25 protein-coding genes and 1 pseudogene are annotated in these 25,440 nt (G+C 71.8%); 12 read left to right on the top strand and 14 right to left on the bottom strand.

The window, feature by feature from the left end:
* Positions 1-218: 218 nt before the first annotated feature.
* From OG410_RS14695 to OG410_RS14680, 4 genes are all read left to right on the top strand, one after another.
* Entirely contained in the window at positions 219-959 is a 741-nt protein-coding gene (locus OG410_RS14695) for a FadR/GntR family transcriptional regulator (RefSeq protein WP_329304129.1), read from the top strand.
* Between the two features lie 169 nt (positions 960-1,128).
* Entirely contained in the window at positions 1,129-1,539 is a 411-nt protein-coding gene (locus OG410_RS14690) for a protein-tyrosine phosphatase family protein (protein WP_329304128.1), read from the top strand.
* 138 nt (positions 1,540-1,677) lie between these two features.
* Positions 1,678-3,081 carry a sensor histidine kinase gene (locus tag OG410_RS14685; protein ID WP_329299548.1) on the top strand — a complete coding sequence of 468 codons (1,404 nt, stop codon included), beginning with the start codon at positions 1,678-1,680 and terminating at the stop codon, positions 3,079-3,081.
* Positions 3,078-3,749: a response regulator transcription factor gene (locus tag OG410_RS14680; RefSeq protein WP_329299547.1), complete on the top strand. Its 672-nt coding sequence runs from the start codon at positions 3,078-3,080 to the stop codon at positions 3,747-3,749. Before OG410_RS14685 ends, OG410_RS14680 begins: the two co-directional genes overlap by 4 nt.
* 20 nt (positions 3,750-3,769) lie before the next feature.
* Here the strand turns inward: OG410_RS14680 and OG410_RS14675 are convergent.
* The 3 genes and pseudogenes from OG410_RS14675 to OG410_RS14665 form a co-directional block, all read right to left on the bottom strand.
* A pseudogene (locus OG410_RS14675) lies at positions 3,770-4,545 on the bottom strand (PIG-L deacetylase family protein).
* 17 nt (positions 4,546-4,562) lie between these two features.
* Positions 4,563-4,757: a DUF397 domain-containing protein gene (locus OG410_RS14670; protein ID WP_329299546.1), complete on the bottom strand. Its 195-nt coding sequence runs from the start codon at positions 4,755-4,757 to the stop codon at positions 4,563-4,565.
* Positions 4,739-5,572: a helix-turn-helix domain-containing protein gene (locus tag OG410_RS14665; RefSeq protein WP_329299545.1), complete on the bottom strand. Its 834-nt coding sequence runs from the start codon at positions 5,570-5,572 to the stop codon at positions 4,739-4,741. The genes OG410_RS14670 and OG410_RS14665 overlap by 19 nt, the downstream gene beginning before the upstream one ends.
* A 243-nt stretch (positions 5,573-5,815) precedes the next feature.
* Between OG410_RS14665 and OG410_RS14660 the strand changes: the two genes are divergently transcribed.
* From OG410_RS14660 to OG410_RS14640, 5 genes are all read left to right on the top strand, one after another.
* A complete protein-coding gene (locus OG410_RS14660) occupies positions 5,816-5,974 on the top strand; it encodes a hypothetical protein (protein ID WP_326787934.1) in 159 nt (52 codons plus the stop codon).
* On the top strand, positions 5,971-6,195 hold the full coding sequence (locus OG410_RS14655) for a hypothetical protein (protein WP_329299544.1): 225 nt from the start codon (positions 5,971-5,973) through the stop codon (positions 6,193-6,195). Before OG410_RS14660 ends, OG410_RS14655 begins: the two co-directional genes overlap by 4 nt.
* 149 nt (positions 6,196-6,344) lie before the next feature.
* Positions 6,345-7,091 (top strand): DNA repair protein RecO, encoded by a 747-nt coding sequence (gene recO / locus OG410_RS14650; protein WP_326787936.1) that lies wholly within the window; start codon positions 6,345-6,347, stop codon positions 7,089-7,091.
* Between the two features lie 117 nt (positions 7,092-7,208).
* Positions 7,209-8,054 carry an isoprenyl transferase gene (locus tag OG410_RS14645; protein ID WP_329299543.1) on the top strand — a complete coding sequence of 282 codons (846 nt, stop codon included), beginning with the start codon at positions 7,209-7,211 and terminating at the stop codon, positions 8,052-8,054.
* A 74-nt stretch (positions 8,055-8,128) separates the two neighbouring features.
* Positions 8,129-8,332: a hypothetical protein gene (locus OG410_RS14640; RefSeq protein ID WP_329299542.1), complete on the top strand. Its 204-nt coding sequence runs from the start codon at positions 8,129-8,131 to the stop codon at positions 8,330-8,332.
* 13 nt (positions 8,333-8,345) lie between these two features.
* Here the strand turns inward: OG410_RS14640 and OG410_RS14635 are convergent, their stop codons facing one another.
* The 4 genes from OG410_RS14635 to OG410_RS14620 are packed head-to-tail and all read right to left on the bottom strand — an operon-like array spanning position 8,346 to position 11,467.
* Entirely contained in the window at positions 8,346-8,762 is a 417-nt protein-coding gene (locus OG410_RS14635; protein WP_326787939.1) for a Fur family transcriptional regulator, read from the bottom strand.
* Positions 8,763-8,820: 58 nt separating this feature from the next.
* Positions 8,821-9,720 (bottom strand): metal ABC transporter permease, encoded by a 900-nt coding sequence (locus tag OG410_RS14630; RefSeq protein ID WP_329299541.1) that lies wholly within the window; start codon positions 9,718-9,720, stop codon positions 8,821-8,823.
* The gene (locus OG410_RS14625; protein WP_329304127.1) at positions 9,720-10,505 is read right to left on the bottom strand and encodes a metal ABC transporter ATP-binding protein; all 786 of its coding nucleotides are present in this window, start codon (positions 10,503-10,505) and stop codon (positions 9,720-9,722) included. The genes OG410_RS14630 and OG410_RS14625 overlap by 1 nt, the downstream gene beginning before the upstream one ends.
* Positions 10,505-11,467 (bottom strand): metal ABC transporter substrate-binding protein, encoded by a 963-nt coding sequence (locus OG410_RS14620; RefSeq protein WP_329299540.1) that lies wholly within the window; start codon positions 11,465-11,467, stop codon positions 10,505-10,507. Before OG410_RS14620 ends, OG410_RS14625 begins: the two co-directional genes overlap by 1 nt.
* A gap of 197 nt (positions 11,468-11,664) precedes the next feature.
* Here OG410_RS14620 and OG410_RS14615 point away from each other — a divergent pair, with 197 nt between their 5' ends.
* Positions 11,665-13,047: a glycine--tRNA ligase gene (locus tag OG410_RS14615; RefSeq protein WP_326787942.1), complete on the top strand. Its 1,383-nt coding sequence runs from the start codon at positions 11,665-11,667 to the stop codon at positions 13,045-13,047.
* 132 nt (positions 13,048-13,179) lie between these two features.
* Here the strand turns inward: OG410_RS14615 and OG410_RS14610 are convergent, their stop codons facing one another.
* The 4 genes from OG410_RS14610 to OG410_RS14595 form a co-directional block, all read right to left on the bottom strand.
* Positions 13,180-14,232: a chitinase gene (locus OG410_RS14610; protein ID WP_329299539.1), complete on the bottom strand. Its 1,053-nt coding sequence runs from the start codon at positions 14,230-14,232 to the stop codon at positions 13,180-13,182.
* Between the two features lie 189 nt (positions 14,233-14,421).
* The gene (locus OG410_RS14605) at positions 14,422-14,628 is read right to left on the bottom strand and encodes a hypothetical protein (RefSeq protein ID WP_329299538.1); all 207 of its coding nucleotides are present in this window, start codon (positions 14,626-14,628) and stop codon (positions 14,422-14,424) included.
* Between the two features lie 115 nt (positions 14,629-14,743).
* Positions 14,744-15,973: a M14 family zinc carboxypeptidase gene (locus OG410_RS14600; protein ID WP_329304126.1), complete on the bottom strand. Its 1,230-nt coding sequence runs from the start codon at positions 15,971-15,973 to the stop codon at positions 14,744-14,746.
* Positions 15,974-16,377: 404 nt separating this feature from the next.
* The gene (locus OG410_RS14595; RefSeq protein WP_329299537.1) at positions 16,378-17,808 is read right to left on the bottom strand and encodes an MFS transporter; all 1,431 of its coding nucleotides are present in this window, start codon (positions 17,806-17,808) and stop codon (positions 16,378-16,380) included.
* Between the two features lie 101 nt (positions 17,809-17,909).
* Here OG410_RS14595 and OG410_RS14590 point away from each other — a divergent pair, with 101 nt between their 5' ends.
* On the top strand, positions 17,910-18,953 hold the full coding sequence (locus OG410_RS14590; protein ID WP_329299536.1) for a helix-turn-helix transcriptional regulator: 1,044 nt from the start codon (positions 17,910-17,912) through the stop codon (positions 18,951-18,953).
* A 60-nt stretch (positions 18,954-19,013) separates the two neighbouring features.
* On the opposite strand, the gene OG410_RS14585 is transcribed toward OG410_RS14590, so the two are convergent.
* Positions 19,014-20,477, bottom strand: a complete 1,464-nt coding sequence (locus OG410_RS14585) for an MFS transporter (RefSeq protein ID WP_329299535.1) — start codon at positions 20,475-20,477, stop codon at positions 19,014-19,016.
* Between the two features lie 96 nt (positions 20,478-20,573).
* Between OG410_RS14585 and dusB the strand changes: the two genes are divergently transcribed.
* Positions 20,574-21,740, top strand: coding sequence for a tRNA dihydrouridine synthase DusB (gene dusB / locus OG410_RS14580; RefSeq protein ID WP_326787951.1), 1,167 nt, complete (start codon positions 20,574-20,576; stop codon positions 21,738-21,740).
* A 106-nt stretch (positions 21,741-21,846) separates the two neighbouring features.
* Here dusB and OG410_RS14575 read toward each other — a convergent pair whose 3' ends face one another.
* The gene (locus tag OG410_RS14575) at positions 21,847-23,784 is read right to left on the bottom strand and encodes an amylo-alpha-1,6-glucosidase (RefSeq protein WP_329299534.1); all 1,938 of its coding nucleotides are present in this window, start codon (positions 23,782-23,784) and stop codon (positions 21,847-21,849) included.
* Positions 23,781-25,391, bottom strand: coding sequence for an MGH1-like glycoside hydrolase domain-containing protein (locus tag OG410_RS14570; protein ID WP_329304125.1), 1,611 nt, complete (start codon positions 25,389-25,391; stop codon positions 23,781-23,783). Before OG410_RS14570 ends, OG410_RS14575 begins: the two co-directional genes overlap by 4 nt.
* Between the last annotated feature and the right edge of the window lie 49 nt (positions 25,392-25,440).

Here is a 25,440-nt window from a genome sequence, read left to right as displayed (position 1 = left end):
GCGGTCGGTGCGGCCGGCCCGGGAAGCAGGAGATACGACGTCCTACGTCATGGGGGGCAGCGCGACCATAGGAGGGGGCGCGGAGAGGGTCAAGGGCCCGCACACGAATGGCGTATCTTCCACAGGTGCGACCAATGGCGGTATGAAACAGGGCAGTTGGCCGAACTTGGCGTTTAATCAGCCCGGAGGTGGGACGTCCGATGTCCAGCGAGCGTACGATGCGGCGCATGCCTGAGGAGACCGGGAACCGGCGCCGGCCCGAGCGCCGGGTGAGCAGCCAGATCCAGCGCGAGGTCATGCAGTTGATCCTCGACCAGGGGCTTCGGGCCGGTGCGCCGCTGCCCACCGAGACCGAGCTGATGAGCGATCTCGGCGTGAGCCGCAATTCGGTCCGTGAGGCGCTCAAGGCCCTTCAGGCGCTCGACATAGTCGAGATCCGGCACGGCTACGGCACCTATGTGGGTGAGGCGTCCATGACGCCGTTCGTCGACGGACTGACCTTCCGCACACTCGCCCGTCCGGACGATCCGACCGCGGCGCTGGCCGAGATCCTCCAGGTCCGCGAAGTGCTGGAGGAGGGGCTGATAAGCCGGGTGGCCGAGGTGCTGACCGAGGAGGAGCTGGACCGGCTCGAAGCCGTCGTCACGGAGATGGAGACGGCGGGCGACGACGGCCGGTCCTTCCCCGAACTCGACAGCCGGTTCCATGAGTTGCTGTACGCCTCGCTCGGCAACCCGCTCGTTCCCCAGTTGCTCGGCGCGTTCTGGACCGTGTTCCGGAGGGTCGCCGTGGTGCGCGGCTGGACCGACGACATCACCCCGGAGGTGACGGCCCGCCGCCACCGCGACATCCTCACGGCCCTGCGGGTACGGGACGTCGAGGGCGCCCAGCGCGCGATGTCGGACCACTTCCGGGGCATCGAGGCCCGCGCCGCCCAGGGCGCCCGCGGCGTGAGCTGACCGAAGACCCCGTTCGCCTCCGCACCCGACCCCGGGCTCCAGGCCCCACGCACCGGCCTACGCTGGTCCCGTGGCCGAAACCGAACCCGAAACCGAACCCGAAACCGAACCCGGCGCGCGATCAGGCACCGGCTCCGACGGCGGAACCTGGGACCCGGACGGCGCCGGGGTGCTGGCGCTGCCCTCCGGACGGCTGATCCGGGGCCGGGCACTGCGCCGCCCGCTTCCGGCCGACGGAGGTCCCGAGCCGACGTACGCCGTGTATCTGCTCGGCAAGGAGCCGCCCCCGGTCCCCTGGGAGGCCCACTGGCTGCGCTGGCCGGACTTCCGGCTGCCCGCCGACCGGGCGGAGGCCCGCGAGGTGCTCACAAAGGCCTGGCGGCGGGCCGCCGGTGAACGCGTCGAGATCGCCTGCTTCGGCGGCCGGGGCCGCACCGGCACGGCCCTGGCCTGCGTCGCGGTCCTCGACGGCGTACCGCCCCGCGAGGCGGTGGCGTACGTGCGCGGACACTACGACCGGCACGCGGTGGAGACTCCGTGGCAGCGCGCGTACGTAGGCCGCTTCGGCGCCCGGGACTGATCCGGACAGCCGTCCCGGCCCCCGGGCCCAGGGGGCGGGTGAGGCGGGACGACGTGGAGTGAGCCGGAGCGTTGTCGACCTCGGTTGTACGTCCCCGGTCCGATGTCCGCGCCGCACCGCCTGCCTACGATCGGGCGCATGCATGTCACGCCGTCGCTTCCCCCGCTCAAGCGTGTCCCGCCCGGCGCCTGGGTGGCCCTGGCCTGGTGCGCCAGCACCGTGTTCACGGTCCTCGCGCGTATCCGGCTCCCCGGCCAGGGCGGGCCGAACGAACTGGTCGCCGCCCAGTTCTACCGTTGGGACGGCCTGCTGTTCCTCACCGTGGCATGCGTCCTGGCCCTGGCCGGCGGCGTCTGGCTCGGGCGCCGTCCCCTGACCGCCCTGACCCTGCTGCTCGCGGCGGCCGCCCTGCTCACCGTCAACCTCGCCGTCGCGGCGATCCAGCTCGCCCAGTACCTGGCCGTCGACGTGGCCCTCTACTTCATCGCGGCCACCCGCCCCCGCCGCACCGGGGTCACCGGGCTCGCCATGGCGCTCGCCGTCCTGGTCGCCTGGCTGTCGGTACGGCTGTTACAGGGCTGGGGTATCGGCACCCTCGTCGAGCTGACCGTGGCGCTGACCGTCGTCGTCTCCTGGCTGCTCGGCGACGCCTCCCACCGCACCCGTGTCCACGCCGGGCAACTGCGGATCCGGGCCTCGGCCCAGGCCGTCACCGACGAACGCCTGCGCATCGCCCGCGAGATGCACGACATGGTCGCCCACAGCATCGGCATCATCGCCCTCCAGGCGGGCGCGGCGGCCCGGGTCGCGCACACCCAGCCGGACGCCGCGCGCGAAGCCATGGCGGCGGTCGAGACGGCCGGCCGCGAGACCCTCGCCGGGTTGCGCCGCATGCTCGTCGCGCTGCGCCAGGCGGACCACGGGGAGCAGGCCGGCGGGACGGAGGGGGGTGAGCGGCCCCGCTCGTCGGGGTACCCGGACGGGCGCGGCGGCCTGTCCGAAGCGCCGGACTGCCCAAGTGGCGACGGCGAACCGGCCCCGCAGGGCCGGTCCCACGAACACGGCACCGGAGAGACGGGAAGTCCGCCGTCTTCCGGCGAGGACGGGTCCCGCATCGCGCGGGCCGTGCCGCTGAGCCCCGCCGAGGGGCTGGCCGACCTGGACCGGCTGGCCGCTGCGGCGACCGCGGCAGGGGTTCGCGTGGACATCCGCTGGACCGGCGAGCGGCGTCAACTCCCGCCGGAGATCGACCTGTCCGCGTTCCGGATCGTCCAGGAGTCCATCACCAACGTCCTGCGGCACGCGGCGACGACCATGTGCCGGGTGACCGTCGACCACCGGGACACAGAGATCGCGGTCGAGATCACCGACGACGGCCGGGGCAGGGGCAGCACCACGGACACGGGGTTCGGTCTCATCGGCATGAGGGAGCGAGCCGCCCTGCTGCACGGCGAGTTCACCGCGGGCCCGCGTCCCGAGGGCGGTTTCCGGGTGAGCGCCCGCCTTCCGCTCCCGGCCACGGGCCAGGTGGGCGCCCGATGACGGTCCGCGTGGTCCTCGCCGACGACCAGCAGCTCATCCGCACGGCCCTGCGCATGGTCATGGCCGACATCGAGGACATCGAGGTGGTCGGGGAGGCGGAGAACGGCGAGGAGGCGGTGGCGCTCGCCGGTCGACTGCGCCCCGATGTAGTCGTCATGGACATCCGCATGCCCGGCATGAACGGCATCGAGGCGACCCGCCGGATCACCGCGGACACCACGGGGCCGAACGGTGAATCGAGGATCGTCATCCTGACCACGTTCGACGACGACGATTACGTGTACGGGGCGCTGCGCGCGGGCGCGTCCGGTTTCCTGGTCAAGGACATGGGCCTGGACGACATCATCGCGGCGGTCCGCGTGGTGGCGGCCGGGGACGCACTCATCGCCCCCGCTGTCACCCGTCGGCTCATCCAGGACTTCACCGCCGCCCGCCCGGAACTCGCCCGTGGACGATCCGAGTTGAAGGGCGTCACCGACCGCGAGCGCGAGGTCCTGACACTGGTCGGCAGCGGGCTGTCCAATACGGAGATAGCCGAGCGGCTCTTCATCAGCGTGGCCACGGCGAAGACGTATCTCACCCGCCTGCTCGCGAAGCTGGACGCGCGGGACCGCGTCCAGCTCGTGATCATCGCGTACGAGGCGGGGCTGGTGTCGGTGAACCGGTGAGCGCGGACCGGTCGGCTTTCTCAGAGGGTCAGGTCCCTCCGGGCCGGTGACGCGGAGGCCGGTGAATCGGAGAAGAGCTCGTGGCGGATGAACCACTCCGTGGCCAGCAGTCTCTCCCGGCCGGCCGGGGGGAGGGCGGCGATCCGGCCCGGCAGCGCTCCCCGTTCCACCTCGGAGCGGTGCGCCAGTACGGCCTCGATCTTCCGGTCCAGCCAGGGACGTACATCGACCGTCTCGCCGACCCACGCGTCCGGGACGCTGAACATCGGCCTGCCCTCCCTGAGCAGCTGCGGGCCCAGGGCGCGGGCCGCGGACTCGGGGTGCGTGGCCAGAAGGAGCGAACGCGGCCGCCACGCGGCGCCGGTGTCGGGATACATCCGGTCCAGCCCGGCGGCCTCGACCGCGAGCACGGTCACCCGGTGGGTGTGGACATGGTCGGGATGGCCGGGCAGTCCGCCGTAGGCGTCGTGCGTGACCACGACGTCCGGGCGGACCTCACGGATGTGCGCGACCAGCCGCCGCACCGATTCGTCGAGCGGAGCGTCGCGGAACGGCACGGCTCCGGGGGCCGACTCCGGCACCCGGCCGTCGGCGTAGCCCAGCAGCCGGGGCGGGCCCGCGCCGAGGACGCGCAACGCCTCGGCCAGTTCCGCGGCACGCCGGTGCCCTCCGCCCAGGTCGCCGTGACGACCGCGGTCCGGGCTCCCCAGGCCGCGTGCCGGGCGAGTACCCCGCCCGCCGACAGGGACTCGTCGTCAGGGTGCGCGAACACCGCGAGAAGGCTCGGAAGGACCATCGCCGGGGCGCCCTCGCTCAGCCCTCGACGCCGGCCACGAACGCGGCCCAGGCGTCGGCGCCGATCAGCAGTACGGGGCCGTCCGGCAGCTTGCTGTCCCGGACGGGGACGACACCGGGGACTCCGTCGGCGACTTCGAGGCAACTGCCGCCGTTGTCGTCGCTGTAGGTACTTTTGCGCCACTGAGGAAGGCTCAGGTCGTACTCGCGCATCGTCTGTGGTCCTCCGTCGCCGATTCGATCAGAGACAGGGACGCGTCCGGCGGTAGCGCGGCGGCCCTGAGCAGATCGTATGCGTCCTGCACCCGCTTAACCAGGGCGGGTTCGTCCAGCAGGTTGCCCGAATACACGGCCTCTGTATAGGCGGTCGGCGGGGCGTCGGCGAACTCCATGAGCTGGACCATCCGGCCTATCAGGGGGTACGCCCCCACCGAGCACGGCAGCACCTGAACGAGCACGCGCCGTCGGCGTACGAGGCCGACGATGTGCTCCAGTTGCTCGGCCATCGCCGCGTGGCCGCCGACCGGAATCCGCAGCACCTGCTCGTGCAGGATCACCCAGTAGCCGGGCAGCGCGGCGACGTCCAGGATCCGCGCCCGTTCGCGGCGGGCGGTCACCTTCTCCTCGACGTATTCGTCGGCGACGAGGGGATTGCCGGCCAGGGTCACGGCCCGCGCATACCCCGCCGTCTGCAACAGACCCGGCACCAGCGCGGGCGCGAACTCCGCGATCTTCGTGGCCGTCCGCTCCAGTTCGACCACCGCCGCGAAATACCCCGCGTACCGCTTGTCGTCGATGAGCTTGTGCCACATGCGCTCGAAGAAGCCGTCGCTGTGCAGCAGCGTGTCGATGCGCTGAGCCACGTCCAACTGAGGTTTGCGGATGGCCTGTTCGAACTGGCCGATATAGCCGCCGGAGACGAAGACCCGAGCCCCGAGTTCCGCTTGGGTGAAACCCGCGCCCTCCCTGCGTCGTTTCAGTTCTGAACCGAAAAATTCCCAGGCAGCCTGCCGCGAACCGTTGGCCATGGGTCAACCCCCCTTGCACTGCACCGTGCTTGTAGCGAGCGGGACCCTGCCGATTTTAGATGCGGAGCGTCACGATAAGGATGCGAAGCGTGAAATCGACAAGGGCCGGTGGAACAGGTGAAGGAAGAGCACGCACGAGGACAAGCGCCAACGCAGGGACGAACGCACGGACGGACGCACGTACACGCGCCACCTGACGGTCGGCGGGACTCGGCGCACCGCGTCGAAGAGGCGGAGGAAACTGTGCAGGACTTACGGACGGCGCTCGCACGGGCCGGGATCACCTTGCCGTCCCTACGGGTCGACCCGGCGAGCGTGGCGCGCGACACACCCTGTCCGCTGATCGTCCTGGGCGGCTGCTCCGTCGAGGTCGCGGCCCGGCTCGCGGCGGCCCTGCGATGAAGGCGGTACAGCCGCCGACCGGCTCCTGTGCCGTCGACACGCTTACCGGGAGGGTCGGCGTGGTCATGGGGTACGAAGGGCCGTACGTACAGCTCAGGCCGCTCGGCGGCGGCAGGGAGTGGGACTGCGTGCCGGAGGCGGTCCGGCAGGCGACCTCGGCGGAGCGGATCAGCGCGGCGACCGCGTACGTCAACGCCCGCAGCCGCGGCGAGGTGCTGTGAACCAGTCGGGGCGCAGCGAAGCGCAGGGGTGTCCCCGGGGCGCTCCCGGGGCGCGGTGAGGTGTCCCGGGCGGCGCTCCGGAGAAGGCCCCGGGCGCAAAGCGACCCATCCGGGCCGGGCCGCGTGCGCCGTAGGCGAGAATGGGCCGCATGAGTCTGTTCCGCGACGACGGCATCGTGCTGCGCACCCAGAAGCTGGGTGAGGCGGACCGGATCATCACGTTGCTCACGCGCGGTCACGGCCGCGTACGGGCGGTGGCGCGCGGGGTCCGGCGGACCAAGTCGAAGTTCGGGGCGCGCCTCGAACCCTTCTCCCACGTGGACGTGCAGTTCTTCGCGCGGGGCGGTGAACTCATCGGCCGCGGACTGCCCCTGTGCACACAGAGCGAGACGATCGCTCCGTACGGTAGCGGGATCGTCACCGACTACCCGCGGTACACCGCGGGCACCGCGATGCTGGAGACCGCCGAGCGGTTCACCGACCACGAGGGGGAGCCCGCGGTGCAGCAGTACCTGCTGCTGGTCGGCGGGCTGCGCACGCTCGCCCGGGGTGAGCACGAGCCGCACCTCGTCCTCGACGCCTTCCTGCTGCGCTCCCTCGCGGTCAACGGCTACGCGCCCAGCTTCAGCGACTGTGCCAAATGCGGCATGCCGGGACCGAACCCCTTCTTCTCGGTCGCCGCGGGAGGAACCGTCTGCGTCGACTGCCGGGTGCCCGGCAGCGTCGTACCCTCGCCTCAGGCCCTCGAACTTCTCGGCGCGCTGCTCACGGGAGACTGGGAGACCGCGGACGCGTGCGAGCCGCGGCACGTCCGGGAGGGCAGCGGGCTGGTGTCGGCCTATCTCCACTGGCATCTGGAGCGCGGACTGCGCTCCCTGCGGTACGTGGAGAAGTAGGCGCCGTCCGGCAGGCCAGGGTGGCGACAGCGCACCGGCGCGGCACAACAGCACAGACAAGCAAGCAGAGCGAGACGAGCGCCAGGCGCACGCGAGCAAGAGGGAGACGAGAAGCACATGGTCGTACGCGGGATCCTGGGCAGCCGGCGCCGCGAGTACAAGGCGCCGGAACCGCACCCCTCCGGTGCCCGCGCGCCCAAACTCCCCGGCGAGCTCGTCCCGAACCATGTCGCGATCGTCATGGACGGGAACGGCCGCTGGGCCAAGGAGCGCGGGCTGCCCCGGACCGAGGGGCACAAGGTCGGTGCCGAGCGCGTCCTCGACGTGCTCCAGGGCGCGGTCGAGGTCGGCGTCGGCAGCATCTCCCTGTACGCCTTCTCCACCGAGAACTGGAAGCGCTCGCCCGACGAGGTGCGCTTCCTGATGAACTTCAACCGCGACTTCATCCGCAAGACCCGCGACACCCTCGACGGGCTCGGCATCCGGGTGCGCTGGGTGGGACGCATGCCCAAGCTGTGGAAGTCGGTCGCCAAGGAGCTCCAGATCGCCCAGGAGCAGACCAAGGACAACGACGCGCTCACGCTGTACTTCTGCATGAACTACGGCGGCCGCGCCGAGATCGCCGACGCGGCGCAGGCGCTGGCCGAGGACGTGAAGGCCGGCCGCCTCGACCCGTCCAAGGTCAACGAGAAGACCCTCCAGAAGTACATGTACTTCCCGGACATGCCGGACGTGGACCTGTTCCTGCGCCCGAGTGGCGAGCAGCGCACCTCCAACTACCTTCTCTGGCAGAGCGCCTACGCCGAGATGGTCTTCCAGGACGTGCTGTGGCCCGACTTCGACCGCCGTGACCTGTGGCGGGCCTGCGTCGAGTACGCGCAGCGCGACCGCCGCTTCGGCGGCGCCGTCCCGAACGAGCAACTGCTCGCGATGGAGAAGGCCATGCGGGGCGACGGCTCGTAACACCCGCAGCCCGGGGCGTTGTCCGAACCCGGCCTTACGATCATGGCGCGTCACCACCGAACCGGGGAGGGGTCGTGGTCGAGGGCCAGGGTGCTGCGCCGCAGCAGGAGTTGTCGGGGCAGCCGCAGGGGTACGGGGCGGATGCGGACGCCTTCGTCATGTTCAGCCCCGACAAGAACGCCGTCGGCTTCACCGTGCTGCCCGAGCGCGCCGCGCGCACTCCCGAGGACGTGGACAGGTTGCGGGCGATCCTCGACCGCAACCTGACGCGCGCCTGACGCGTCGAGGGGCTCAGCCCTTCGCCGCCGCGCACTCCGCGCACGTGCCGAAGATCTCCACGGTGTGGGCCACGTTCACGTAGCCGTGCTCCGCGGCGATGGCCTCGGCCCACTTCTCCACCGCGGGGCCCTCCACCTCCACGGCCTTGCCGCAGACGCGGCAGACGAGGTGGTGGTGGTGCTCGCCGGTGGAGCAGCGCCGGTAGACGGACTCGCCCTCCGAGGTGCGCAGGACGTCGACCTCGCCGGCGTCGGCGAGGGACTGGAGCGTGCGGTAGACCGTGGTGAGTCCGACCGAGTCGCCCTTGTGCTTGAGCATGTCGTGGAGCTCCTGCGCGCTGCGGAACTCGGTCACCTCGTCGAGCGCGGCCGCCACGGCGGCACGCTGCCGGGTGGAGCGGCCCCGGACGGGCGATCCAGCGGTTGTCACCGTTGCCTCCTCACGTCTGCACTTGCCCGGCCATTGTGCCAGTCCGGGCTGTGCCCGGTCAGACGCCGACGGTGCTCTCCGGTTCGCGGGTGGCCGGAATCGCGCACTCCGCCGGATCCCCGGCGGCCTGGGCGGCGGCCAGCGCACGGGCCCGGCGCCGGGCCAGCGGTGTCGCCAGCGCCGTCAGCGCGATGAACGCGCCGATCGTCAGCAGGACGATCGTCGAGCCGGGCGGCACGTCCTGGTAGAACGACGTCACCGTGCCGCCGATCGTCACGCTCACCCCGATCGCCACCGCGACGGCGAACGTCGCCGCGAAGCTCCGGGTGAGCTGCTGGGCCGCCGCGACCGGCACGACCATCAGCGCGCTCACCAGCAGCAGGCCGACCACGCGCATCGCGACGGTGACCGTGACCGCCGCCGTGACCGCCGTCAGCAGGTTCAGGGCCCGCACCGGAAGACCGGTCACCCGCGCGAACTCCTCGTCCTGGCTGACCGCGAACAACTGCCGGCGCAGTCCGAGCGTGACCACCAGGACGAAGGCGGCCAGCAGGAAGATCGCCGTCACGTCGGACTCGCTCACCGTCGACAGCGAGCCGAAGAGGTACGAGGTCAGATTGGCGGTCGAGCCGCCCGCGAGGCTGGTGAACATCACGCCGCCCGCCATGCCCCCGTAGAAGAGCATGGCCAGGGCGATGTCGCCGCGCGTCCTGCCGTACCAGCGGATCAGCTCCATGAGCACGGCGCCCAGCACGGAGACGGCCGTCGCCATCCACACCGGTGACGTGTTGAGCAGGAAGCCGAGGCCGACGCCCGTCATCGCCACATGGCCGATGCCGTCGCCCATCAGGGCCTGACGGCGCTGGACGAGGTAGATGCCGACGGCGGGCGCGATGACGCCCACCAGGACGGCGGCGAGCAGTGCCCGCTGCATGAAGGCGTAGTCGAGGATGTCCATCAGCTCAGCAGTCCCGTCCGGTGGGGTTCGGCGTCATGGGCCGCGTGCGGGTGTACGTGGTCGTGGCCCGGCAGGGCGTGCTGGCCGACCGCCCGCGGTGGCGGGCCGTCGTGCAGGACGCAGCCGTCCCGCAGGACGACGGCGCGGTCGATCAGCGGCTCCAGGGGGCCCAGCTCGTGCAGGACGAGCAGCACGGACGTGCCCTGGGCGACCTGGTCGCGCAGGGTCGCGGCCAGCACCTCCTGGCTGGCGAGGTCCACGCCCGCCATCGGCTCGTCCATGATCAGCAGTTCGGGTTCGGAGGCCAGCGCGCGGGCGATGAGGACCCGCTGGTGCTGTCCGCCCGACAGGGCGTTCACGGAGTCCTTGGCGCGGTCCGCCATCCCGACGAGCTCCAGGGCCCGTCGTACGGCCGCGTGATCGGCCTTGCGCAGGATGCCGAGGCGGGTACGGGACAGCCGTCCCGAGGCGACGATCTCGGTGACCGTCGCCGGCACGCCGCCCGCGGCCGTGGTCCGCTGCGGGACGTAGCCCACCTTGTGCCAGTCGCGGAAGCGGCGGCGCGCAACGCCGAAGATCTCGATCTCGCCGGCGCTGACGGCGACCTGGCCGATGACGCTGCGCACGGCGGTCGACTTGCCGGAGCCGTTGGCGCCGAGCAGCGCGACGACCTCCCCGCGGCGCACGGTCAGGTCCACGCCGCGCAGGACCGGGCGTGAACCCAGCTCCGCCCGGACACCGCGCAGGGTTACGACGGACTCGCTCACGACGTCCTCCACAGTGATCACTTCGTTCCGAGAGCCGTCTGGAGGGCCTTCAGGTTCGACCGCATGACCTGCATGTAGTCGCTGCCCCTGGACTTGTCGGTGATGCCTTCGAGGGGGTCGAGGACGTCCGTCCGCAGTCCCACGTCCCGGGCGATGGTGCCGGCGGTCCGGTCGCTGACGAGCGTCTCGTAGAACACCGTCGTGACGCCGTCGGCCTTCGCCATGTTCTCCAGGGCCTTCACCCGGTTCGCGCTGGGCTCCGACTCGGGGTCGAGGCCGTTGACGGCCTCCTCGGTGAGCCCGTAGCGCTCGGCGAGGTAGCCGAACGCGGCGTGGGTGGTGATGAAGGTCTTGGTCTTCGTGTTCGCGAGCCCGTCGCGGAAGTCCTTGTCCAGCGCGGTGAACTTCGTCCGCAGCGCCGCCGTGTTCTTCTCGTAGTCCGCGGCGTGCTTCGGGTCGGCCTTCTTCAGCGCGGCCGACACGCCCTCGGCCACCTGGCCGAAGCGCACGGGGTCGAGCCAGACGTGCGGGTCGGCGGCGCCGGTGTCCTCGCCCTCGCTGTGGTCGTGGGCGGCGGCGTGCCCGCCGACCTCGTTGCCGTGCTTCTCCAGGGTCGTCAGCGAGGCCGCGTCGACCTTGGTCTTCACGCCGGACTGGGCCACCGCGTCGTCGACGGCCGGCTGGAGGTTCTTGAGGTAGAGGACGGCGTCGGCGTCCTGGAGCCGCGCGGTCTCCCGGGCGCTGATCTCCAGGTCGTGCGGTTCCTGGCCGGGCCGGGTCAGAGTCGTGACGCTCACGTGCGACCCGCCGATCTCCTCGGCGAGGTACTGGAGCGGGTAGAACGACGCGACGACGTCGAGTCTGCCGTCGTTGCGGGCGTCGGCCGAGGCGGAACCCGAGCAGGCCGTGAGGGCGCCGAGGCCGAGGGCGGTGGCCGCCACGGCGGCGGCCCCTGTTATGAGGCGTCGTCGTACGTTCATGACAGTCATTTTCAACAAATTTGGAAACGATTGTCAACAAGCCCTCGTGGGGGTGCCCGCGCGCTCTCCGGCAACGGGTATCAAGCGGATCCAATCGGCAGGAAGCGGCCTACCGCGGGAACCGATTTGATGCGGGGGTGGCTGGCGCCGGTAACCTGAAGCATTCGCTGCCGTCCGTTCGTAATGAAGAGAGCACCGTGGCCGCCGACAAGATCGATTCCATCGTCAGCCTGAGCAAGCGCCGTGGCTTCGTTTTCCCCTGTAGTGAGATCTACGGCGGACAGCGTGCCGCCTGGGACTACGGCCCGCACGGCGTGGAACTCAAGGAGAACCTGAAGCGCCAGTGGTGGCGTTACATGGTCACGTCGCGCGAGGACGTGGTCGGTCTCGATTCGTCCGTGATCCTGGCCCCCGAGGTGTGGGTCGCCTCCGGTCACGTCGCCACCTTCACGGACCCGCTGACCGAGTGCACCTCGTGCCACAAGCGGTTCCGCGCCGACCACCTGGAGGAGCACTACGAGGCCAAGCACGGCCGCCTCCCGGAGAACGGCCTGGCCGACCTGAACTGCCCGCACTGCGGCAACAAGGGCACCTTCACCGAGCCCAAGCAGTTCTCGGGCCTGCTCTCCACCCACCTCGGCCCGACCCAGGACAGCGGCTCCGTCGCCTACCTGCGCCCCGAGACCGCCCAGGGCATCTTCACCAACTTCGCCCAGGTGCAGACCGCCTCGCGCAAGAAGCCGCCGTTCGGTATCGCCCAGATGGGCAAGTCCTTCCGCAACGAGATCACGCCCGGCAACTTCATCTTCCGCACCCGCGAGTTCGAGCAGATGGAGATGGAGTTCTTCGTCAAGCCGGGCGAGGACGAGCAGTGGCAGGAGTACTGGATGGAGCAGCGCTGGAACTGGTACACCGGTCTCGGCATGCGCGAGGAGAACATGCGGTGGTTCGACCACCCGAAGGAGAAGCTCTCCCACTACTCCAAGCGCACCGCCGACATCGAGTACCGCTTCCAGTTCGGCGGCAACGAGTGGGGTGAGCTGGAAGGCGTCGCCAACCGCACCGACTACGACCTCGGCGCGCACTCCAAGGCCTCCGGCCAGGACCTCTCCTACTTCGACCAGGAAGCCGGAGAGCGCTGGACCCCGTACGTCATCGAGCCCGCCGCCGGTGTCGGCCGCGCCATGCTCGCGTTCCTCCTCGACGCCTACATCGAGGACGAGGCCCCGAACGCCAAGGGCAAGATGGAGAAGCGCACGGTGCTGCGCCTCGACCACCGTCTCGCCCCGGTGAAGGTCGCGGTGCTGCCGCTGTCCCGCAACCCGGAGCTGTCCCCGAAGGCCAAGGGCCTGGCCGCGGCCCTGCGCCAGAACTGGAACATCGAGTTCGACGACGCCGGTGCCATCGGCCGCCGCTACCGCCGTCAGGACGAGATCGGCACCCCGTTCTGCGTCACCGTCGACTTCGACACCCTGGACGACAACGCCGTCACGGTGCGCGAGCGCGACTCCATGAAGCAGGAGCGTGTCTCGCTCGACCAGATCGAGGGCTACCTGGCCGGCCGCCTCGTCGGCTGCTGACCTGCGCCTGCGCGCTCACGAAGCCCCCGGTTCCCGAGCAGGGAACCGGGGGCTTCGCGTTGTCCCGGACCATGGGGTGTCCGGGCGTCGGTGCGGCCGGCGGCGGAGCGCCGTCCTGTGGCCCGGCGGGCCTCAGCGGCCCTGCAGCGCCTTCACGTTGTCGCCGAAGGTCCAGTTCTTCGAGCCGTCCCAGTTGACCGACCACGTCATCAGGCCCTTGAGGGAGGTGCCGTAGTGGCGCCAGGCCTGGGAGACCAGGCTTGGCGTCATGTAGCCGCCGCCCGCGCCGGACTGGGCGGGCAGCCCCGGGACCTGCTTGTCGTAGGGGACCTTGACGGTGGTCCCCTGCACTACAAGCCCCTTGTCGAGACAGTCGGTCTGGGCGGTGAAGCCCTGCACGGTGCCCGCGGAGTAGGAGTCACCGGAGCAGCCGTACATGCTGCCGTTGTAGTACTGCATGTTCAGCCACCACAGGCGCCCGTTGTCCGCGTACTTCTTCACGATGGGCAGGTAGGCGCCCCAGATCGACCCGTACGTGATGCTTCCGCCCGTGACGTAGGCGGTCTCCGGTGCCATCGTCAGCCCGAAGTTCGACGGCATCCGGGACAGCACCCCGTCGATGATCCGGATCAGGTTGGCCTGCGACGTGGAGAGCTGCCCGATGCTGCCGCTGCCGACGAGACCGGTCTCGATGTCGATGTCGATGCCGTCGAAGTTGTACTTCTTCAGGAGGGGCACGATCGTCGCGACGAAACGGTCGGCGACCGCGGTCGAGTTCAGGTCGATACCGGCGGCAGCTCCGCCGATGGACAGCAGGACCGTCTGCCCCGACGCCTTGGCCGCGCACATCTCGGCGGGCGTGGCGACCTTCACGCCCGCGTCCATCCCGTCCTCCCACAGCGCGGTGCCGTCCGAGCGGATGACGGGGAACGCCGCGTTGATCACGTTGTAGCCGTGGGCGGCGATACGGGAGTCGGTGATCGGCGTCCACCCGAAGGGCGGGTGCACACCGTTGGCCGAACCGTCCCAGTTCTCCCAGTAGCCCTGGAGGACCTTTCCGGCGGGACGGGACTTCACCGCGCAGGTGTCCGCGGCGTGGGCGCCGGGGGCGCCCGCGATCGACAGAGGGGTGAGGACGGCCGCGGCCAGCGCGACGGCGAGCAGACGCAGTTTCCGACGGATCATGCGAGGCCTCCCGGTGGGGGTGCGGTGAGGTGTCGTAGGCATGACAGTCGCGCGGTCCAGACCTTTCGTCAATAGGTCTGGACCAAAGTGATGGCGGGCCTCACGTCCCCTTCGGCGCCGCCCTCAGGCCTCTACGGGGTCGCCCTCGCGCCCCTTCGGCGCCGTCCTCACGCCTCTTCGGCGCCGCTCTCACCCCTCTTTGGGGTCGACCGTCGCCTGGTGTTCCTCGGCCAGGTGCTCCTCCGCCTTCAGCCAGGGCAGGAACTGGGTGTTCTTGCGCCAGCCGCACGTCTCGCACCGGATGGTGCGCTGGACGCCCGCCCGTTGCACGTGAACGGTGTGCTCGCGGCCGTGCTGGTCCCAGCGGCTCACTTTGCTCGTGTTCATCTGAAGCATGACGCCTCCTGGTTCTCCCGCTTCGTCTGCGCAGCAAGGAGTGTGCAGCATGGCGAAGATCAACGGGGGTTCTTCGGAGGTGAGTTCGCCGAGCCCGGCACGGGTGCCGTCGCGGTCAGGACGGGGCGAGGTGACCCTCGGCGGCCTCCACGGCGGCCGTGGTGACGTTGACCTGGTGTTCTATCTGCCGGTCCACCGGTACCCAGGTCGCCGTGAAACTCGCCGCATAGGCGGCGCACCAGCGCGCGACGAGGGCTTCCAGCTCGGTGCGCTGGGACGCGGTCCCCGGAGCGGGCGCGTACTCCTCCAGCAGGCGCAGCAGCATGGCCGCGGCCCGGAGCGGGGTTCGCCGGGCGAAACCCTCGATGCTGGCCGTGCGGGCGCGGGTGAGGCCGGGGAGCGGGGTGAACGACGGGTGCGCGGGGTCCCAGCTGTCGGCCAACGGGCCGCACACACGCAGCGTTTCGGCCACGGCCCTGCGCATGCTGAAGCCGGGGTCCGGGCCGGGGTCCGGGAGATGGGGGCGGGCCCGTTCGTAGTGGCCGCGGACGGTGTGGGCGTAGTCCCGCAGCCGTTCCGCCCAGTGCCGCAGCCGTTGTTCCGGAGCGGGATGGGGCGCGAGGTCGGCGAATCCGGTGGCGGCCCAGACCGGTACCTCCAGCACCGCGGTGACGCCACCGTGGGCGTGCGGGGCGAGCCAGGTGGAGCGGTGGGCGTTCTCCGGGAAGGCGGTGGGGCGTTCGGGCGCTCCGGGCGGCGGCAGGACGAAGACGCCGGGAGCGCTCGTGGGCCAGTGCAGGGCGTCCAGCGGGGCCCTCTCGACCGGGATGCCGAGCCGTTCGGCGGAGGCCGCGAGGGTCCGGTCGAGGCCGGGGACGTCCCGGGTGAGCTGGGCGAAGGTGCCGCCGATGTCCGTGCCGTGCAGGGAGATCTGGATGTAGGGCCGCAGCCGGTGGATGACGTCGAGCAGGGCGCGGCTCTCCGGCAGGAACCGCGGGCGGGGAAGAGCGGGGGCCCATTCGGGCTGTTCGTCGGCGGTGGGGCGGAAGAAGGACCGGTAGTGGCCGAAGAGGGTGTCGGCCCCGTGCCCGCCTTCGTTGAGGCGTGCCCCGTCTGGATCGAGGCACAGCACCAAGTGCCATACGGTGCCCGGCCGTTCGCCGCCCAGTGCCCGGTGGGCCAGCTCCAGAAGGGTGCCTCCGCCGACGTACTCGTTGGGGTGTGCGCCCGCGACCACGAGGGCGTGCCGTGCCCCTCTTCCGACGCTCAGCATCCGCAGCGGGACGCCGTGCCGGGAGTGGCCGATCGTGCTCAGTCGGCACAGGCCGGGATGCCGGGCGGTCAGGGCCTCGGCGGTGCGGGTGACGTCGGCGGGCGTGGGATAGCTCAGTGTCCGGAACCGCTGTCGTCCCGGGCCGTTCTCCGGTCCAGCGCGCGGATCTTGATCTCGGCCACGGAGTCTCCTCGGATCGTGGATCGTGGATCGCGGGTCGGCCGGACGGAACGCGCCGGGCCATCGCCGGGCGCGCTCCGTTCGACTTCGGTGCGACTCAGTACGACATGACGCACCACTGGTGTCAACAGCCCCCGAGGGGAAGGCGGCAGGCTCATGGCCAGTGCATATGCCGGTGGCCGCAAGGAGGTCGGGCGCCGGACGACGGGCCGGCGCGGCCGGTGCGCCCGGCGCGGCGGAACGTCCGGCGAGGACCCGCGAAGGCCCGCGGCAGGCCTTCGCCGCGGGTCGGCCCCTCAGCCGATCGTGCGCGGCAGCCGCAGACTCAGCGTGGTGGTCAGGGCCACGCCGGCCAGCTGGACCAGGAGGGTCGTCACCAGGGCGTCCCGCATCCCGTGGGACGGGACGAGGGACAGGAACAGGGTGCCGAGCGTGGCCACCCCGACGGCGAGCGCCGCCTGCTGGGTGGTGGCCATCACGCCGCTGCCCACGCCCGCCCGCGCGGGCGGCACCTCGGACAGGATGATCCGGATCAGGACGGGCAGCTGGAGCGCCTGGCCCGCGCCGGCGACGGCCGCTCCGGGCAGCAGTTCCGCCACCCCGAGGTCCGGCCAGGAGTGCCGGGCGGCCAGCGCGATCAGGGCCAGACCCACCCCTTGGATCAGCCCGCCCGCGGTGACCACCCGGGTGCCGTACCGGGCGATCAGCCGGGGTCCGCACAGGGACGTGACGAAGAAGACGAACGCCATCGGCGCGAGGGCCAGCCCCGCCGGGACGGGACCGAGCCCCTCGCCGCGCTGCAGCGCCACCGCGATCACGAACATGAAGCCGCTGAAGCCGATGGAGAACGGCACGATCATGATCAGGCCCCGGCGCAGCGAGGTCAGCTCGAACAGGCTCGGCGGGACCAGCGGGGTGCGGCCGCGGCGGTCCGCCCGGCGTTCGACGAGGTAGAAGGTTGCGGCCGCGAGCGGGAACAGGGCGAGGGACATCCAGGTCCACAGCGGCCAGCCCGCGGCCCGGCCCTCGGTGAGCGGGGCGAGCAGGGCCAGCAGGGCGACCGCGAGCAGGATCGTGCCGGGGGTGTCGATCGGCTCCGGGCGCTGCGAGCGCGTCTCGGGGACGGCACGGCGGGCCAGGACCAGGCCGAGCACGACGACGGGCACGTTCACGAGGAAGACCGAGCGCCAGCCGGTGCCCGCGATGTCGGCCGCGACCAGCAGGCCGCCGAGGATCTGCCCGGTCACCATGGACAGCCCGGCCGTGGCGCCGTACAGGCTCATCGCCTTGGCCCGGCGGGGTCCGGAGGTCGCCGACTGGATGGTGGCGAGGACCTGCGGCAGCATCGCCGCGGACGCCGCGCCCTGCGCGACCCGCGCCGCCACCAGGGTCCAGGCGGTGGGCGCGAGGCCGCAGGCGAGCGAGGTCAGGCCGAAGGCCGCCATGCCGCCGAGGAAGAGCCGGCGGCGCCCGAACAGGTCGCCGAGCCGTCCGCCGAGGACGAGCAGGACGGCGTACGCGACCCCGTAGCCGGCGACGACGAGTTCGAGGACCGCCTCGCTCGCGTTCAGGTCATGCCCGATGGTCGGAAGGGCTACGTTGACGATGAAGAAGTCGATCAGGGGGAGCGCCGCGCCGAGCAGCACGGTGAAGAGTCCGAGGCCGCTGAGCGCGGGTGGCGCCGTGGGGGCGCGGACGGTGGTCGTGAGAGTTCCGGTGTCGGTCACGTCCTCCAGACTTCTCCCGTACTCAGACGGGTACCAGAGTCTTCTTATCCTGGTACAAGCACTACCTGGCAACAGGCTGCGCCGAGCGGCAGGCTGGAGGCATGACGACGATGGCACGCGAGACGGCCACGAGCGCGGTGCCCGCGCGACCGGCGGCCACGGTCAGGGGTCCGGACCCGGTGCCTCCGGCCGGCGGTGGGGTGGCGCCGGGCGCCGGTGCGGCGTCCCGTGCGGGGGAGGTCCGGCGGCACGAGCTGGCCACCTTCCTGCGCAGCCGCCGCGAACGCATCACGCCCGAGCAGGTCCAGCTTCCCCGTGGCCGCCGACGGCGCACGCCGGGCCTGCGCCGCGAGGAGGTCGCCCAGCTCTCCGCGGTGGGCGTCACCTGGTACACGTGGATCGAGCAAGGGCGCGACATCCAGGTCTCCGAGCAGGTTCTCGACGCCCTGGCCCGCACCCTGCTGCTGGACACCAGTGAGCGGGCCCACCTCTTCCAGCTCGCCGGCGCGGTCGACCCCACGCCCGCCGCGCAGTGCGCGGTGATCACCCCGGCGCTCCGCCAGGTCCTGACGCAGCTGGAGCCGGTTCCGGCCTGCATCCAGAACAGCCGGTACGACATCCTGGCGTACAACCGCACCTACGCCCGGCTGATGATGCGCGACCTCGACACGGTCCCGCCCGCCGACCGCAACTGCGTCCTGCTCGCCTACACCAACGCGGAGTGGCGCGCCTCGATCGTCCTGCTCGACGAGACCACGAGGCTGATGGCCGCGAAGCTGCGCGCGTCGATGGCCGGGCACCTGGGGGAGCCCGCCTGGAAGACGCTGCTGAAGCGGCTGCGGGCCGAGTCGGCCGAGTTCCGCGAGAACTGGGACCGGTACGAGGTGGCCGCCACCCGAGGCAAGACCAAGAAGTTCGCGAACCCGTACGTCGGCCTGGTCACCGTCGATCACACGGACCTGTGGCTCGCCCCCGACCTGGGCGCCCGGATGGTGGCGTACCCGCCTCACGACGAGGAGAGCCGCGCACGGCTGGAGAAGCTGCACGCGATCGCCCTGGAGGCCGAGGCCGAGGCCGAGGCGCGAGCGGAGAACGAGGACCGGGCCGGAGCGCGGTCCCGGGTGGAGGCGGCGGGGGCGGTCTGATCCGGGGACGGCCCCGCACCGCCGGTCCAGGCGCAACCGGTCCAGACGCCGCCGGTCCGGTCAGGCGGCGGAGGGGTCCTGGGCGCGTACGCCCGCCGTGTCCCGGATCTCCGGGGACTCCAGCAGGCGGGCCGTTTCCTCGGCCGAGGCGCGGGCCCGGCGCCCGCTGCTGAGCCAGCCGAGGACGAGGACGGCGACACCGCAGGCGGTGATGATCCACCAGCCGGGGCGGGAGGCCGCGACGAAGGTGTCCCGGTAGGCGGAGGCCCGGATGCCGGAGGCGAGCGCCGCGCCGATGACGGCGACCCCGAGGGTGCCGCCGATCTGCCGGCTGGTCGAGGCGACGGCGGCGGCCACGCCCGCCTGGGCGCGGGGCATGCCGGAGACGGCCGTGTTGGTGATGGGCGCGTTCACGAAGCCGAAGCCGATGCCGAAGAAGACGTAGCCGACGACGAGCGTGACGTTCGACGTCTCCGCCTCGAACGCGGCGAACAGCACCCCGCTCACGGTCATCGCGACACCGGCGATCAGCAGCGACGGCCGGGAACCGCGGTTGCCGACCAGGCGTCCCGACACGGGCGCGCAGACGAAGCACAGGAACGCCATGGGCAGCATCCACAGACCCGCGTGCAGGGCGTTCAGGCCGCGCACGTTCTGGAGGTACAGCGTCGACAGGAACAGGAAGCCGCTGAGCGCGGCGAACGCGCTCACCGCGATGACGGTGGCTCCGCTGAACGGCACCGAGCGGAAGAAGCGCAGGTCGATGAGGGGTTCGTCGCGCCGGGGCTCGTACCACAGGAGGCCCAGCAGCGCGGCGAGGGCGACCGCGCCGAAGGACAGGGTGTGGACGGTCCCGGAGGTGGGCGCCTCGATGATCGCGTACGTCAGGGAGCCGAGCAGGGCGATGACGAGGAGCTGGCCGACCGGGTCGGGGCGGCGGGCCTTCGGGGCGCGGGACTCGGGGACGAAGCGCAGGGTCAGCAGGAGCGCGGCGAGGCCTACGGGGAGGTTGATCCAGAAGATGGAGCGCCAGCCCACGGTGTCGACGAGCAGTCCGCCCACCAGCGGTCCCGCGGCCATCGAGATGCCGACCACGGCGCCCCAGACGCCGATCGCGCGGGCCCGTTCGCGCGGGTCCGTGAAGGTGTTGGTGATGATCGACATCGCCACCGGGTTGAGCATCGAGCCGCCGACGGCCTGGACCATCCGGAAGACGATGAGCGTGTCGAGGTTCGGGGCCAGCGAGCAGAGCACCGAGCCGATGGTGAACAGGACCAGGCCCGTCATGAACACCTTGCGCCGGCCGATGCGGTCGGCGGTGGAGCCCGCGAGCATCAGCAGGGACGCCAGCACCAGGGTGTACGCGTCGATGGTCCACTGCATCCCCGCGACGCTCGCGTGCAGCTCCTGCTGCATCGAGGGCAGGGCGACGTTCAGAACCGTGACGTCGAGGCTCACGATCAGCAGACTCATGCAGCAGATCGCGAGCACCAGCATCCGGTGACGGTGGCTGAGCTCAGGCATGCGGTCAGGGTACGTCGTTGTCGATAGTGTGTCTAACTAATGACCGCTACACGATCTTCCGTGCGAGCATCCGGCGCGGTACGCCACAATGGGGTAATGCCCACGCCCACGTCCACGGTGGACTCCACGCTGAACTCCTCGCTCTCGATCGGCCCCCACAAGGCGCAGCCGCCCGTCGTCCTGGCCCCCATGGCCGGGATCACGAACGCGCCGTTCCGCACGCTGTGCCGCGAGTTCAGCGGCGGCAAGGGTCTGTTCGTCAGCGAGATGATCACCACGCGGGCGCTGGTCGAGCGCAACGAGAAGACCATGCAGCTGATCCACTTCGACGCGACCGAGAAGCCGCGCTCGATCCAGCTCTACGGGGTCGACCCCGCCACCGTCGGCAAGGCCGTCCGCATGATCGCGGAAGAGGACCTCGCCGACCACATCGACCTCAACTTCGGCTGCCCGGTCCCCAAGGTCACCCGCAAGGGCGGCGGCTCCGCCCTCCCGTACAAGCGCAACCTGCTGCGCGCGATCCTGCGCGAGGCCGTCAGCGGTGCCGGGGACCTGCCCGTCACCATGAAGATGCGCAAGGGCATCGACGACGACCACATCACCTTCCTCGACGCGGGACGGATCGCGGTCGAGGAGGGCGTGACGGCCATCGCGCTGCACGGCCGTACCGCGGCCCAGCACTACGGCGGCACGGCCGACTGGGACGCCATCGCCCGGCTGAAGGAGCACGTGCCCGAGATCCCCGTCCTCGGCAACGGCGACATCTGGTCGGCGGACGACGCGCTGCGCATGATGCGCGAGACCGGGTGCGACGGGGTCGTCGTCGGGCGCGGCTGCCTCGGCCGGCCGTGGCTGTTCGGCGACCTGGTGGCCGCCTTCGAGGGCCGCCCCGACGCCTACGCGCGGCCGACGCTCCGCGAGGTCGCGGCCGTCATGGTCCGCCACGCCACCCTGCTCGGCGAGTGGATCGGCGACGAGGCGCGCGGTGTCATCGACTTCCGCAAGCACGTCGCCTGGTACCTCAAGGGCTTCTCCGTCGGCTCGGAGATGCGCAAGCGCCTCGCGATCACCTCCTCGCTCGCCGAACTCTCCGACGGGCTGGCCGAGCTGGACCAGGACCAGCCGTGGCCGTCGGGCGCCGACGGGCCGCGCGGCCGTACCTCCGGCAACAACCGGGTCGTGCTGCCGGACGGCTGGCTCAAGGACCCCTACGACTGCGCGGGCGTGTCCGAGGACGCCGAACTGGACACCTCCGGCGGCTGACCCGCCGGCCGTTCGGTGCGCGCCGCCCACGCGCGCACCGAACGGCCCGGGCGCCGCCCCCCGACGCCCGTCTTCCCGGCGCGGACAGGCCCAGGGCGTGTCCGCCCTAGGCCCCGCCCACCGCCGCGAGCAGGGCCAGCGGTGCCGCCGCCGAACGGGACTCCCGTACGCAGGCGTGCGGGTAGGGCACCGGCTCGGCATGGGTGTCCCTGCCGTAGCCCGCGATGACCTCGGGGAGGCGGTGCCCCGCGGCCGTGGCCGCGTCCACGAGCCCGTGCGCCACCGTACGGGCCTCGTCGTGCAGTCCGTACCGCGCCAGCCCCAAGGTGATCAGGGCGTTGTCGTGCGGCCAGACGGAACCGCGGTGGTACGACAGCGGGTGGTACGCGGGCTGGCCCGAAGCGAGCGTGCGCACTCCCCAGCCGGAGAAGAAGTCCGGTTCGAGCAGCCGCCGGCCGACCAGTTCGCCGTACTCCTTGTCCAGCAGACCGGACCACAGCAGATGCCCCGCGTCCGAGGCGAGCGCGTCGACATGCCGGCCGTCGCCGTCGAGCGCCAGCGCGGGGAAGGCGTGCTCGTTCATCCAGAAGTCCCGCTGGAAACGGTCGCGCAGATCGGCGGCGGCCTGTTCCAGGAGCGCCGCGTAGACCTCGTCGTCCCAGACCGTGCGGGCCAGTTGGGCGGTGCGGCGCAGCGCGTCGTACGCGTACCCCTGCGCGCCCGCCGCCATCACCGGCCCGGTGGGGCGGCTGCCGTCGGCCGAGCAGATGGCGCCCGGGGAGTCCTTCCAGTTCTGGTTGGCGAGGCCGCCACCGTCCGCGCGGTAGACGAGATAGCCGCGCGAGGTCAGCCCGCCGTGGTCCAGCATCCAGCCGATCGCCGCACGGGCGTTGGGCTCCAGCCGACGGGCCAGGGCCATGTCGCCGGTGTGCTCGGTGTAGGCGCCGAGCAGCACCAGGAACAGCGGAGTCGCGTCCACCGAACCGTAGTACCGCCCGTACGGCACCTGCCCGAAGTGCGCCAGCTCGCCGTGCCGCACCTCGTGCACGATCTTGCCGGGCTGGGCGACCGCGCCCGCTCCCACCTCGACCGCCTGGGTGGCGGCCAGCGCGGGCAGGGTAGCGGCGGCGAGCTGAGGCCGGTAGGGCAGCGCGAACAGCGAGGTGAGCAGGGCGTCGCGGCCCAGCAGGGTGAGGAACCAGGGGACCCCGGCCGCGGGCACCCGCAGCTCCTCGCCGTCCAGGCCCGTCGCCGACACCTGGAGGACGGCCAGATCGGACAGGCCGCGCGCACAGGCCGCGGCCAGCTCGGGCCAGCCGGTCGGGAACGGCACCCCCTGCGCGAACTCGCCCTCCAGGGCGAGGAGTCGCTCGCCCGCCGCGGCCGGCGAGGCGGGAACCCGTGGCTCGTGCGTGGCGCCGTGCGGACGGGCCGCGACGCGCAGCGCCAGCTCCGCCGAGCCGTGCGGTTCGAGGTCGAGGGTCCATACGAGGCGACGCGCGCCCGTGCCCGTCTCCTCCACCCCGTCCGGCGCGGGCTCGGAGGTGACCGTCGTACGGGACTGCCACTCCCCGCGCCGGTAGCTGAACTCGACCCCGTCGTCCAGGACCTGGCGCTGGCGTACGACACCTGTCTTGGCGTACGTCCGGTGGTCGGAACGCAGTTCGAACTGATCCGTGAAGTCGGCGTCCGCGGTGACCGCGATCCGGACCGTCGTGGCCGTCGGACGATTGCTGGTGACGCGCAGCGCCTCCACGAACGAACCCTCGGCGACGGCCTGTTCACGGAAGAGCGTGTAGGCGGGCGGCTCGTTGCGGCCGCCGCGCGGAACCAGTACGCAGCGTGCCGTGTCACCGTCCGCGACCGGCGTCAGTGCCTCGGGCACCGCGCCGTCCACGGTGAGCTGCCAGCGGCTCAGGTGCCGGGCGTCCCGTACGAATAACCCGTCCGGCGAGCTGCCGCCCCGTACTCCGCTGATGTCCCCTCCGTCGCCCACGGCGGCGAACGTTCCACCGTGCACGAGCAGATGATGCCGGTCCGTCATCCCCGGTCCCCTCCCTTGGCGTCCGTCCCGAACTCGCATGCGCGCTGTCCCGCACCGTCGGCGCCGGCGTCGGTGCCGAGTGCCGTGTCGGTCAACGCGTCGCGCCCCTGCGGGGACACGACCGATGGTGCCCCGGAGGGCTCGTGCAGCAGATCGAGCGTCAGTGCCGCCGTCCAGCTGAACCCGAGTGCTCCGCAGGCCTCGCCGGTGAACGGGTCCACGTACTCCGCGAACCCGGACTCCCCGGCGGTGTCCAGCAGGGCGGTCCGCAGCGCGTCCGCCCGTCCGTGTTCTCCGTGCAGCCGCATCCCGCGCTCCAGCAGCCAGTTGGTGTTGAACCAGGCCGGCCCCCGCCAGTAGCGGTGCGGATCGAACGCCTCGCCGGTCAGGTCGTAGCTGGGCACGAGGCGCGTCGCGCCGCCCAGCCCGAAGTGCGGCCCGCCCGCGGTCCGTACGAGCGTGGCGGCGATGTCGCGCGGCAGCGCGGGCAGGATGAGGGGCAGCAGCCCGGCGACACTGCGCTCGGGAATCAGCACCCCACGCCCGCCCGGCCCGCCCCTCCCGCTGCCCGCGCCGGCCCTGTCGCCGTCGCCGCCGCTCGCCCCGCTCCGCTCGTCGCGGCAGAAGAACATGCCCTCCGCCGGGTCCCACAGCCGCTCCACCAGGGCCGCCGTCAGCCGCTCCGCGCGCGCGTGCCGGGCCGTCCCCGTCGCGCCCAGTTCCCGCGCGATCTCGGCCAGCGCGTGCTCCGAGGCGATCAGCAGGGCGTTGAACAGCGGGTCCTCGACGGCGAACTCGCCGCCGCCGTCGGTGTATCCCCGGTCCCGGTAGTCCGCGGCCAGCCGTACGTACCGCCCGTAGTCGAGATCCGTCGGCCGGTCCTCGGGAGCGCCGTGGTCGAGGTCGGCGCGCCGGAAGGAGCGGGCCGGCGCCGGGGTGACGCGGCTGAGCGGGGCGTCCCAGCAGGGGCTGTTGTCCATGCCCTGCTCCCAGGGGTGGACCACGCTGGCGAGGCCGCCGCCGCCCAGGTCCCGGCGGTGCAGGAGATAGCGGTGCCAGGCCGCCAGGCGGGGATACATCCGGGAGAGGAACGAGCGGGCCCTGGACAGTCCCGGGTCCGCCCGGTGCACCAGCCACACCGCGAGCGCGTGCACCGGTGGCTGCACGATGCCCGACGTCTGTACCGTGCGCGGGGCGCCCGCGGCGCGCCCGGCGGTGGAGGAGCGCCAGAAGTCGGGGCTCGGGAAGTACGCGTCGAGCGGGACGGAGGGGTTGAACACGATGTGCGGCACACGCCCGTCGGCCCACTGCGCGCCGAGCAGGGTCTCCAGCTCCGTCTGCGCCCGCAGCGGGGACAGATGGCGCAGGCCGATCGCGATGAACGCGGAGTCCCAGGACCACTGGTGCGGGTACAGACCGCGGGAGGGCACCGTGGACGTTCCGGTCCAGTTGCCGTCCAGCACCCGGGAAGCCCTGAGGTGCAGCGACCCCGGCGGTCCGCCGGGATCGTATACGGGTGCTCCGCTCCGGACGATCTCGGCCGCATGCGGCGGGGAGGGCGGGCCGGAGGCGCGCGAGGGAATCCCGGTGGTGCTCACAGGAGCCATGGGGCCCCTGTGCAGGGCGGTGAGCTGGGTTGTGCTGTCCACTCAGGTC

Source organism: Streptomyces sp. NBC_00659 (assembly GCF_036226925.1).
Classification (GTDB): domain Bacteria; phylum Actinomycetota; class Actinomycetes; order Streptomycetales; family Streptomycetaceae; genus Streptomyces.
The sequence above is the reverse complement of the archived record's forward strand: the minus strand, read 5'-3'. Positions and strand labels throughout refer to the sequence as shown.